At 43.5% G+C, this 11,436-nt stretch carries 9 protein-coding genes and 1 pseudogene; all 10 read left to right on the top strand.

Features of this window, described 5'->3' with window-relative positions:
* Nucleotides 1-201 precede the first annotated feature (201 nt).
* The 10 genes and pseudogenes from fapR (at nucleotide 202) to ffh (ending at nucleotide 11,359) form a co-directional block, all read left to right on the top strand.
* The gene (gene fapR, locus WB217_RS01740) at nucleotides 202-771 is read left to right on the top strand and encodes a transcription factor FapR (protein ID WP_423990080.1); all 570 of its coding nucleotides are present in this window, start codon (nucleotides 202-204) and stop codon (nucleotides 769-771) included.
* Between the two features lie 12 nt (nucleotides 772-783).
* Entirely contained in the window at nucleotides 784-1,782 is a 999-nt protein-coding gene (gene plsX / locus WB217_RS01735) for a phosphate acyltransferase PlsX (RefSeq protein WP_423990078.1), read from the top strand.
* Nucleotides 1,783-1,801: 19 nt separating this feature from the next.
* Nucleotides 1,802-2,749, top strand: a pseudogene (gene fabD, locus WB217_RS01730) (ACP S-malonyltransferase).
* Nucleotides 2,746-3,489 (top strand): 3-oxoacyl-[acyl-carrier-protein] reductase, encoded by a 744-nt coding sequence (gene fabG, locus WB217_RS01725; RefSeq protein WP_423990076.1) that lies wholly within the window; start codon nucleotides 2,746-2,748, stop codon nucleotides 3,487-3,489. The pseudogene fabD and the gene fabG overlap by 4 nt, the downstream one beginning before the upstream one ends.
* A gap of 184 nt (nucleotides 3,490-3,673) precedes the next feature.
* Nucleotides 3,674-3,907 carry an acyl carrier protein gene (locus WB217_RS01720; protein WP_335375012.1) on the top strand — a complete coding sequence of 78 codons (234 nt, stop codon included), beginning with the start codon at nucleotides 3,674-3,676 and terminating at the stop codon, nucleotides 3,905-3,907.
* A gap of 217 nt (nucleotides 3,908-4,124) precedes the next feature.
* Nucleotides 4,125-4,892 carry a ribonuclease III gene (rnc, locus tag WB217_RS01715; protein ID WP_423990073.1) on the top strand — a complete coding sequence of 256 codons (768 nt, stop codon included), beginning with the start codon at nucleotides 4,125-4,127 and terminating at the stop codon, nucleotides 4,890-4,892.
* A 78-nt stretch (nucleotides 4,893-4,970) separates the two neighbouring features.
* Complete coding sequence (gene smc, locus WB217_RS01710) at nucleotides 4,971-8,537, top strand: chromosome segregation protein SMC (protein WP_423990071.1); 3,567 nt, start codon at nucleotides 4,971-4,973, stop codon at nucleotides 8,535-8,537.
* A 19-nt stretch (nucleotides 8,538-8,556) separates the two neighbouring features.
* A complete protein-coding gene (gene ftsY / locus WB217_RS01705; RefSeq protein WP_423990069.1) occupies nucleotides 8,557-9,555 on the top strand; it encodes a signal recognition particle-docking protein FtsY in 999 nt (332 codons plus the stop codon).
* A gap of 108 nt (nucleotides 9,556-9,663) precedes the next feature.
* The gene (locus tag WB217_RS01700) at nucleotides 9,664-9,993 is read left to right on the top strand and encodes a putative DNA-binding protein (RefSeq protein ID WP_423990067.1); all 330 of its coding nucleotides are present in this window, start codon (nucleotides 9,664-9,666) and stop codon (nucleotides 9,991-9,993) included.
* Nucleotides 9,994-10,006: 13 nt separating this feature from the next.
* Nucleotides 10,007-11,359 carry a signal recognition particle protein gene (ffh, locus tag WB217_RS01695; RefSeq protein ID WP_423990065.1) on the top strand — a complete coding sequence of 451 codons (1,353 nt, stop codon included), beginning with the start codon at nucleotides 10,007-10,009 and terminating at the stop codon, nucleotides 11,357-11,359.
* Nucleotides 11,360-11,436 lie beyond the last annotated feature (77 nt).

The raw sequence follows: 11,436 nt of genomic DNA, 5'->3' as shown, positions 1-11,436 counted from the left end.
AGCTTGATTAATCAACAATACTATCTTTATTTGAAAGAATAATAGGATTAAGAAAAGCAGATCCTGCTTGGGTCTGCTTTTTCTTTCGGTAGTAGCTTTCATGGATTAAAGCAACAGTATATTTTTTCTTGCAATCTTATTTCATAGTATATATACTACTATTAGTACCTAGTCTTAATAGCTCGGGCGGTGTTAGAAGTAATGAAGCGTAACAAAAAAGAACGGCAGTCTATGTTGACTGAAACGATAAAAGAAAATCCATTTATCACTGATGAAGAGCTGGCTGAAAAGTTCACAGTCAGCATCCAGACAATCAGGCTGGACCGACTTGAATTATCAATCCCAGAATTAAGGGAAAGAATTAAGAACGTTGCTGAAAAACGTTTCGAAGATGAAGTTCGTTCCCTGCCTCTTGAAGAAGTAATAGGTGAGATTATTGATATAGAACTAGATAAAAGCGCTATTTCGATTCTTGACATAAAAAGAGAACATGTATTTAAGCGCAATAAAATCGCCAGGGGACATCATTTATTTGCACAGGCAAATTCCCTGGCTGTAGCAGTCATCAATGATGAATTGGCGCTGACGGCGAAGGCGAATATCCAGTTCACCAGATCGGTAAAAGAGGGTGAGCGAGTGATTGCCAAAGCGAGAGTCACCAATATTGACAGTCACAATGGCAGGACCATCGTTGAAGTACTTAACTATGTGAACAATGAGCTCGTATTTAAGGGTGACTTTGAAATGTATCGATCTAAAAATGAAAAGTAAGGGATGAAAGCAATGAGGCTTGCAGTAGACGCTATGGGCGGAGATAATGCACCAAAAGAAATCGTCCTCGGAGCAATGAAAGCAATTGAGAATTATAAAGATGTACATATCGTCCTTGTAGGAGACGAGAAGAAAATCAAGGAACACTTGACGAATGAAGAGAGGATTGAAATTCTTCATACGGAAGAAGTGATCCTTGGTACAGATGAGCCAGTTAGGGCGGTACGCAGAAAGAAGACGGCATCCATGGTTCTTGCAGCACAGCAGGTTGCTGATGGCCATGCCGATGCCTGCATATCTGCTGGAAATACGGGTGCATTGATGGCGGCAGGTTTATTTATTGTCGGCCGGATTGATGGCATTGAACGTCCTGCTCTTGCACCAACACTTCCGACCATTGGCGGGGAAGGCTTCCTGCTTCTGGATGTTGGCGCGAATGCTGATGCTAAGCCTGAACACCTTGTCCAATATGCGATCATGGGTTCAATTTACAGTGAAAAGGCCAGAGGAATCTCTCGCCCTCGAGTAGGGCTGCTGAATATCGGAACAGAAGAGAAAAAAGGCAATGAACTTGTCAGGAATACGTACGAATTGTTGAAGGAAACAGACATCAACTTCATCGGGAACGTAGAATCAAGGGATCTGCTAGAAGGTGCTGCTGATGTTGTCGTAGCCGATGGCTTTACAGGAAATATGGTGTTGAAGACGATTGAAGGAACAGCAATGTCTGTGTTTAAAATGTTGAAAACGGCCCTTACCTCAAGCTTTAAAAGCAAGATGGCTGCTGCTGTTTTAAAGCCTGATTTAGCAGTGCTGAAGAATAAAATGGATTATACGGAATATGGCGGCGCTGGTCTATTTGGCCTCAAAGCCCCAGTAATTAAAGCGCATGGTTCTTCTGATGCTAACGCAGTATACAATTCCATTCGCCAGGCAAGGGAAATGGTAGAAAAGGATGTTTCCGGAACAATCAAAGCCGCAATCGAAAAGAGAGAAGGAATAAAACTTTAAGAGTAAAGGGGAATCTTTCATGGGGAAAATCGCGTTTTTGTTTCCTGGACAAGGATCGCAAATGGTAGGGATGGGACAAGCTCTTGCAGCGCATGACCAGGCAGTCTCTGAAACATTCAAAAAAGCTGACGAGGTTCTTGGAGAAAGTTTAAGCAGATTGATTTTTGAAGGTCCACAGGAAAAGCTGACGCTGACTACGAATGCTCAGCCAGCATTGCTAACTACCAGCATAGCGATCCTGAATTATTTCAGTCAGTTTGGTATAAAACCAGATTTTACTGCAGGCCACAGTCTTGGTGAATATTCTGCTTTGGTCGCTTCAGGAGCACTGTCTTTTGAGGATGCTGTTTACGCCGTCCGCAAGCGCGGTGAGTTTATGGAAGAGGCAGTTCCAAATGGTGAAGGATCAATGGCTGCTGTCCTTGGGATGGACCGTGAAAAGCTGATTGATGTCACTGAAACTGTTTCGGCTGAGGGACTTCCTGTACAACTTGCTAACTTGAACTGCCCGGGGCAAATCGTGATTTCAGGCTCGAGGAAAGGTGTAGAGGAAGCCTCTGCAAAAGCAAAGGAAGGCGGGGCGAAACGAGTGATTCCGCTGGATGTTAGCGGCCCGTTCCATTCTTCCCTCATGAAGCCTGCAGCCGAAAGATTCGAGGCTGTCCTAGACAGCATTTCACTAAATAATGCGCATGTCCAAGTAATTGGCAATGTAACAGCACAGCCGATGTCGGATGCGGCAGAGATCAAAAAGAGACTGATTGAACAGCTATAGTCCCCGGTACTATGGGAAGATTCAGTGGCAAAGATGATTGAGCTAGGCGTAGATACTTTCATTGAAATTGGCCCTGGGAAAGTCCTATCGGGATTGGTAAAGAAAGTGGACCGCTCAGCACGGACTTTTGCAATATATGACGATGAAACTTGTGCCGCAGCTGTCGCTGCATTAAAGGAGGAAACGGAATGAGACTAGAAGGAAAAGTTGCGCTTGTCACAGGTGCCTCCAGGGGGATTGGCCGTGAAATCGCTTTTGAACTGGCTAGGGAAGGTGCTTCAGTTGCTGTCAATTATGCTGGAAGTGAAGCAAAGGCACTGGAATTGGTTGACGAAATTAAAGCGCTGGGACGAGAGGCGTTTGCTATCCAGGCGGACGTATCAAACTCTGATTCAGTGAGTGAAATGGTGAAAGAAACTGTAGAACGTTTTGGAAAGCTTGACATACTTGTTAATAATGCGGGTATAACAAAGGATAATCTTTTAATGCGGATGAAAGAGTCAGAATGGGACGATGTTATCAACATTAACCTCAAAGGTGTTTTTCTTTGCACAAAAGCGGTTACCAGACAGATGATGAAGCAGCGCAGCGGCCGGATCATCAATATCTCTTCTGTTGTCGGTGTAAGCGGAAATGCAGGACAAGCTAACTATGTAGCGGCAAAATCTGGGGTAATCGGGCTGACGAAGACGGCTGCGAAGGAGCTATCCTCCAGGGGGATTACAGTAAATGCTATCGCTCCAGGCTTTATTACAACTGATATGACAGATAAACTGAATGATGAAGTTACCGCTGAAATGCTGAAGCAGATTCCACTTGCTCGTTTCGGTGAGCCAAAGGATATTGCCCGCGCAGTCGTGTTTCTTGCATCAGATGACAGCAATTATATCACTGGGCAGACCCTCAACATAAACGGTGGAATGGTTATGTAGGTATTGACCAGGAGTGCTTTAAAGAATATTCTTGTTTTTCATTGCATGATCAGTTAAAACCTAATTAAAATTCAAAAATAATAGAAATTTTAATGGAAAAGCCATAATTTTTTTAAAATAAGCTGGCAGCCATTTATTATTTAAATGAAATCATCTATAATGGCTTGAGGGGAGGTGAACGAGCATGGCAGATGTTTTAGAACGTGTAACAAAAATTATTGTTGACCGTTTGGGAGTTGAAGAATCTCAAGTAACTTTGGAAGCATCTTTTAAAGATGATCTAGGTGCTGATTCCCTTGATGTTGTTGAATTAGTAATGGAATTGGAAGACGAGTTCAACATGGAAATTTCTGATGATGATGCTGAAAAAATCGCTTCAGTTGGTGACGCTGTGAATTACATAAATAGCCAAGTGTAACTGTTGGATTTGTTAAGAAGCTCCGTTTAATTAAACGGGGCTTTCTTATGTAAAAAAAAAGATATCCTTTCAAGGAAGCTGCTGGAATAAAGCGAAGTTTTTTTGCTTTATAGGCGTTTTTTTTTGTAAACTGTTAGTAGTCTGTATATGTGTTTTTTAAGTAAGACAACAATTATTTGCGAAATCATCTTTAAATTATGAGCAAGGTGGAGTAAACATGCGCAACAACGGAAGAGAAAGAGATAAAAGGAACATCCGCGCAAAGGAAAATAAATTCAAAGGATTTCAGGACCAACTTGGAATTCATTTTGAAAGTGAGAAACTTTTAAAACAGGCCTTTACGCATTCATCCTATGTGAATGAGCATCGCAGGAAGCCTCATGAAGATAACGAGAGGCTTGAATTTCTAGGAGACGCCGTTTTGGAATTGACTGTATCCCAATTCTTATTCAAAAAATATCCGATGATGAGCGAAGGGGAGCTGACGAAGCTCCGTGCTGCAGTTGTTTGTGAGCCTTCGCTTGTGGCATTTGCCAATGATCTTTCATTTGGAGAGCTTGTTCTCCTTGGCAAGGGCGAAGAAATGACAGGCGGCCGTACAAGACCGGCTCTTTTGGCTGATGTCTTCGAAGCATTCATCGGTGCTTTGTATTTAGATAAAGGGATTGAAATAGTCACAACCTTCCTTGAAAAAATCGTGTTTCCAAAGATTAACGCCGGTGCTTTTTCTCATGTGATGGATTTTAAAAGCCAGCTCCAGGAACTGGTCCAGCGGGACGGTGCTGGGTCGCTTGAATACCGGATCCTTAAGGAAATAGGGCCAGCCCATAGCCGGGAATTCGAATCTCGTGTGTTTTTAAACGGAGAAGAGCTAGGAACAGGAATGGGCCGTTCCAAGAAGGAAGCAGAGCAGCATGCTGCCCAAATGGCATTGGAAAAGCTGAAAGCACATATAGAATCCGTTGCCGAACAAAAAGACAATTAATATCTTCAATTTTTTCGTATTACTGATAACAAAAATCTGACACCTAAGAATAAGTTTAACTGGAAAGGGAGAGCAATATTGTTTTTAAAACGATTAGATGTGGTCGGCTTTAAGTCCTTTGCTGAAAGGATTTCGGTTGAGTTTGTCCCCGGTGTGACCGCTGTAGTCGGGCCAAATGGGAGCGGAAAAAGCAATATTACGGATTCCATCCGCTGGGTTTTGGGTGAGCAATCAGCCAAATCGCTCCGCGGATCAAAAATGGAGGATATCATTTTTGCCGGAAGCGATTCACGAAAGCCGCTGAATTTTGCCGAAGTAACGCTAACCCTTGATAACGAAGACCAATCATTGCCGCTAGACTACAATGAAGTGAGTGTAACCAGGCGTGTCTACCGTTCAGGGGACAGCGAATATTTGATTAATAAACAAAATTGCCGGCTGAAGGATATCGTCGATTTATTTATGGACTCGGGTCTTGGCCGTGAAGCCTTTTCGATTATCAGCCAGGGGAGAGTTGAGGAAATTCTCAACAGCAAGCCGGAGGATCGCAGGACGATATTTGAAGAGGCAGCTGGTGTGCTTAAATATAAATCTCGGAAAAAGAAAGCCGAAAGCAAGTTATTTGAAACCCAGGAAAATCTGAACAGGGTAACTGATATCATCCATGAACTAGAAGGTCAGGTTGAGCCTTTAAAGATCCAGGCATCGATTGCGAAGGATTATCTTCAGCAAAAGGAAGAATTAGAAAAAATTGAGGTTGCCTTGACCGCGTATGAAGTTGAGGAATTGCATGGCCGCTGGGAAAAGCTGTCCAAACAGCTTGAACAGCATAAGGAAGATGAAATCAAACAGTCTGCTGAACTTCAGAAAAAAGAAGCGGAAATCGAAAAAATGCGAGATCATTTAGCAGCTTTGGATGAGTCAGTAAGCGATCTCCAAAATGTTCTTCTGCATGCAAGCGAGGAGCTCGAAAAGCTGGAAGGAAGAAGAGAGGTCCTGAAGGAGCGAAAGAAAAACGCTTCACAGAATAAAGGGCAGCTCGAGAAAAACATTGAAGAACTTACGGTATCCATCACTCAGCTCGATAAACAGAAGCAAGAATATGAAAAGACAGCTGGTGAGCTAGCACGTGATGCTGCATACCTTCAGAAGACGCTAGGAGAAAAGCAGGAACAGCTGAAGCTTTACAGTGAAGATGTAGAACTTAAAATTGATTCAATCAAGAGCGATTACATCGAGGTATTGAACCAGCAGGCAAGCGCAAAAAACGAAAAGATATATATTGAGCAGCAGCTCCAGCAGCAGTCTGCCAAAGGATCCAGGCTGGACACTGAAAATGATCGTTATGTCACCGTCCGTGATGAAATAAACACTACGAAAGCGGAGACCGAAAAAAAGGTGGCCGCGTCACGACAGGAGCTTGAGGAGCAGGCGAGGCTTTATTTTGACGAACAAAGAAAGCTAGAATCGTTAAAAAATAATTATCAAAAACAAGAGAAAACTCTCTATCAGGCGTATCAGTTTTTGCAGCAGGCGAGATCCAAAAAAGAAATGCTTGAGGAAATGGAAGAAGATTATTCAGGCTTTTTCCAGGGAGTAAAAGAGGTATTAAAGGCAAGGGATGGACGCCTTCAGGGAATTGAAGGTGCCATTGCAGAGCTTGTCCAGGTTCCTAAACAATATGAAACAGCCATCGAGACCGCACTAGGCGGAGCGATGCAGCATATTGTCGTGCAAAATGAAGAGAATGCGAGAGCCGCAATCCAATATCTCAAGCAAAAATCGTTCGGCAGGGCCACCTTCCTTCCGCTAAGCATCATTAAAGGCAAATCTTTGGCTGTGTCACAGCTCACATTGCTTTCCGGACATGGGTCGTATATCGGAACGGCTGCAGATTTGGTCCAGTTCGACGGAAAATATGCGGAGGTCGTTAAGAGCCTATTAGGAAATGTTGTCGTTGCCAAGGATTTGAAAGGTGCTAACGAGATTGCCAGAATCCTTCAATATCGAAGCAGAATCGTCACTCTTGAAGGGGATGTTGTCAATACTGGAGGATCGATGACGGGAGGGGCAGTAAAGCAAAAATCTTCTTCCCTGCTTAGTCGTAAAGGTGAGCTTGAAGATTTGACCAAAAAGCTTGTTGAAATGGAAGAAAAGACAAGCTTACTTGAATCGCGTGTGAAGTCATTGAAATCTGAAGTGCAATCCGGCGAAACAAGCCTGGAGGAGCTGCGCAAAAAGGGTGAAGATCTTCGCTTGAAGGAGCAAACACTGAAAGGTGATTTGCGAGAAGTAGAGCTAGAACAGAAAAACATTAATGAGCGTTTATCTGTCTATGATTCTGAGAAAACTCAGCTTGAAACAGATAAGGAAAAGCTTGAAGCAAGATTGCTTGAGCTTTCAAAAATGTTAGGTAAGTATCAGGAGGACCTTGAAGGATTTGATAAAGAAATTGCCCGCCTGACCGAGCTGAAAACCTCGAATTCTACTTCGAAAGAAAGCTTGGTAACCGAAATCAGCGATTTAAAGATAAGTCTTGCAGCGAAGAAGGAGCAGCTTTCCCATGTGAGGGAAAAGCTTGATTCAGCTATATTGCAAGCTGAGGACCAAACGAAGAAACTTGAACTCTTTAAAGACGATTTATCCTTGCTATCATCTGAAATGACTGACAGTTCATCTGGTGAAATGCAGCTTGAAGACGCAGCAAAAAGAAAGCTTCAGGATAAAAACGAAACGCTTAAGCTTATAGCCTCAAGAAGGAACGAACGCCTTGAACTGCAGAACAAGCTTGAGGACCAGGAGCTGGAATCGAAGGAGTTAAGACGACTTTTAAAAGGTGTAAGTGAAGTGCTGAAGGATGAAGAAGTGAAACTTAACAGGCTTGACGTTGAGCTGGACAATAAGCTTGCGCACCTTCGAGAAGAGTATCTGCTTTCCTATGAGGCGGCAAAAGAGCAATATCCATTAACGATACCTGCGGATGAAGCAAGAAGAAAGGTCAAGCTTATCAAATTGGCCATCGAAGAACTTGGCGCAGTGAATCTTGGCGCCATAGAAGAATATGAGCGAGTTTCAGAACGATACGAATTCTTGCTGGAGCAGAAGAATGACCTTCAAGAAGCAAAGGATACACTATTCCTGGTAATTGAAGAAATGGATATTGAAATGAAGAAGAGGTTTGAACAAACCTTCACAGCGATCCGCTCACACTTCGAATCGGTATTCCAGGCGTTGTTTGGCGGCGGCAGAGCAGACTTGAAGCTTACACAGCCAGACGATTTACTGAATACTGGTGTAGAAATAGTGGCGCAGCCTCCGGGCAAAAAACTGCAAAACCTGGGGCTCCTCTCTGGCGGAGAACGTGCATTGACTGCAATCGCTCTTCTATTCTCGATCTTAAAGGTCCGTCCTGTCCCATTCTGTATTCTCGATGAGGTAGAAGCGGCATTGGATGAGGCAAATGTATACAGATTCAGTCAATATTTGAAGAAGTACAGCGCTGAAACGCAGTTCATCGTCATCACTCACCGCAAGGGTACAATGGAAGAAGCGGATGTCCTCTATGGTGTCACAATGCAGGAGTCAGGAGTTTCCAAGCTAGTGTCAGTCCGGCTTGAGGATTCAAAGGAACTAGTAAAATCGTAACCAGAAAGGCGATGGAACCGTGAGTTTTTTTAAGAAATTAAAAGAAAAATTAACGACACAGACAGAGAGTGTTACTGAGAAATTTAAAGAAGGCTTGACGAAAACGAGAGATAGCTTTTCAGGAAAGGTTAATGATTTAGTAGCCCGTTACCGAAAAGTGGATGAGGAGTTCTTCGAAGAGCTTGAGGAAATTTTAATACAGGCCGATGTTGGTTTTGAGACGGTTATGGAATTGATCGAGGAGCTCAAGAAAGAAGTTAAACGACGTAATATCCAGGACACTAAAGAGGTTCAGTCTGTCATTTCCGAAAAGCTTGTTGACATATACCAGGGTGGAGCTAGCGATGAATCATTTGACCTGAACATCCAGGAAAATGCACTGACTGTCATTTTATTCGTTGGCGTAAATGGTGTCGGCAAAACGACTACTATTGGAAAGTTGGCTCATAAATTCAAGAGTGAAGGCAAAAACGTTCTTCTGGCTGCGGGCGATACATTCCGTGCAGGTGCAATTGAACAGCTTGAGGTTTGGGGCGAACGTGTAGGCGTGGATGTCATCAAGCAAGCAGAAGGCTCTGATCCTGCTGCTGTCATGTATGACGCTGTCCAGTCTGCAAAGTCACGCAAGGCAGACATTTTGCTTTGCGATACAGCAGGCCGACTCCAAAATAAGGTCAATTTGATGAAGGAACTAGAAAAGGTTAAACGGGTTATCGAACGTGAAGTCCCTGGTGCACCGCATGAAGTGCTGCTAGTTCTTGATGCAACCACAGGGCAAAATGCACTGATTCAGGCAAAAACGTTCAAAGAAACAACCGAAGTTAGCGGGATCGTTCTTACTAAGCTTGATGGCACAGCGAAAGGTGGAATCGTCATTGCGATTCGCAATGAACTCGACATCCCGGTTAAATTCGTAGGTCTTGGCGAAAAGATGGATGACCTCCAGGAATTCGATGCTGAAAGATATGTATACGGACTGTTCGCAGATCTGGCAGAAGAAGAAAAAACAGCTGAATAATACTGATTTATAAGCATCTTGCTGTAAAGAACTTTTCTTGACAGAAAAGTTGATCCTGTGTAAACTGTCTTTATGTAAAGGTATTTAACTTAACATGGGGGAATCGAAATGCTTGAGAAAACGAACCGCATGAATTATTTGTACGATTTTTATCAGGCATTATTAACTCCTAAACAAAGCAGTTACATGGCCCTTTACTATCTTGATGACTATTCCCTTGGCGAAATCGCCGATGAGTATGATGTTAGCCGCCAGGCTGTATACGACAACATCAAACGGACGGAAGCGATGCTTGAGGAGTATGAAAAAAAGCTTTTGTTGTTCGAAAAATTCCAGAAACGCAGTGAACTGATTTCAAAAATGAAAGTTCTGCTTGGTGAAGGTCTGGACAACCAAGTTTTAAGTGAAATGGTAGCCGAGCTTGAGAAATTAGACTAGGGAGGCGCATGAAATGGCATTTGAAGGATTGGCCGACCGACTGCAAAATACAATGCAAAAAATCCGCGGAAAAGGCAAGGTAACGGAAGCGGATGTAAAAGAAATGATGCGAGAGGTCCGTCTGGCGCTGCTTGAGGCCGACGTTAACTTTAAGGTAGTAAAAGACTTCGTAAAAAAAGTCACTGAACGGGCAATCGGGCAGGAAGTAGTGAAAAGCCTTACACCCGGCCAGCAGGTTATTAAGGTTGTTAAAGAAGAATTAACTGAACTGATGGGTGGGGAGCAAAGCAAGATCGCAGCCTCCAATCGCCCGCCGACCGTCATTATGATGGTCGGACTTCAAGGTGCAGGTAAAACGACAACAACAGGTAAGCTTGCCAATCTTCTGCGCAAAAAATACAACCGAAAGCCTTTGCTTGTAGCAGCGGATATTTATCGTCCAGCTGCGATCAAGCAGCTGGAAACGCTGGGCAAGCAGTTAAGCATGCCAGTATTTTCGCTTGGCGATCAGGTCAGCCCTGTGGAAATTGCCAAACAGGCAATCGCTAAGGCAAAGGAAGACCATAATGACTATGTTCTAATCGATACAGCTGGTCGTCTGCATGTTGATGAGAATCTGATGGATGAGCTTAAGCAAATTAAAGAGCTCTCAAAGCCAGATGAAATCTTCCTTGTAGTCGATGCGATGACAGGTCAGGATGCTGTGAATGTGGCGGAAAGCTTCAATGAACAGCTCGGGCTTACAGGAGTTGTCCTGACAAAACTTGATGGCGATACACGAGGCGGTGCTGCACTTTCAATCCGTGCCGTGACAAATACGCCGATCAAATTTGTCGGTTTAGGCGAAAAGCTCGATGCTATTGAACCTTTCCATCCTGAGAGGATGGCATCCCGTATCCTTGGTATGGGCGATGTGCTAACCCTTATCGAAAAAGCCCAGGCGAACGTCGATGAGGAAAAAGCAAAAGAGCTTGAGAAAAAAATGCGTACTGCATCATTCACCCTGGATGATTTCCTGGACCAGCTTGGCCAGGTTAGAAAGATGGGACCATTGGATGAAATCCTTAAAATGATGCCTGGCGCAAATAAAATCAAAGGTATGAACAATCTTCAAATCGATGAAAAACAGATTTCTCATGTTGAGGCGATCATCCAGTCGATGACGAAGAATGAAAAAACGCATCCGGAAATCATCAATGCCAACAGGCGGAAGCGGATCGCCAAGGGCAGCGGCACTTCCATCCAGGAAGTAAACCGCCTGCTCAAGCAGTTCGAAGACATGAAAAAGATGATGAAACAGATGACGAGCATGCAGCAAAAAGGCAAGAAAAAAGGCGGATTTAAACTGCCTTTCAATCCTTTTTAAGATGTAATTTAAGGAAAAATCATGCTGTAAAGAAAAAACCCTTTACAAGCTGTTTTCAATTTGGTATTATTCTATCT

The organism is Mesobacillus sp., assembly GCF_049588175.1.
Lineage (GTDB): Bacteria > Bacillota > Bacilli > Bacillales > Cytobacillaceae > Mesobacillus.
Note: the sequence above shows the minus strand (reverse complement) of the source record. Positions and strands in the feature narration are given on the sequence as shown.

Coding starts and splice junctions, on each gene's coding strand:
- fabG (WP_423990076.1), top strand. CDS start 2,746: ATGAGACTAGAAGGAAAAGTTGCGCTTGTCACAGGTGCCTCCAGGGGG.
- fapR (WP_423990080.1), top strand. CDS start 202: ATGAAGCGTAACAAAAAAGAACGGCAGTCTATGTTGACTGAAACGATA.
- WB217_RS01720 (WP_335375012.1), top strand. CDS start 3,674: ATGGCAGATGTTTTAGAACGTGTAACAAAAATTATTGTTGACCGTTTG.
- WB217_RS01700 (WP_423990067.1), top strand. CDS start 9,664: ATGCTTGAGAAAACGAACCGCATGAATTATTTGTACGATTTTTATCAG.
- ffh (WP_423990065.1), top strand. CDS start 10,007: ATGGCATTTGAAGGATTGGCCGACCGACTGCAAAATACAATGCAAAAA.
- plsX (WP_423990078.1), top strand. CDS start 784: ATGAGGCTTGCAGTAGACGCTATGGGCGGAGATAATGCACCAAAAGAA.
- rnc (WP_423990073.1), top strand. CDS start 4,125: ATGCGCAACAACGGAAGAGAAAGAGATAAAAGGAACATCCGCGCAAAG.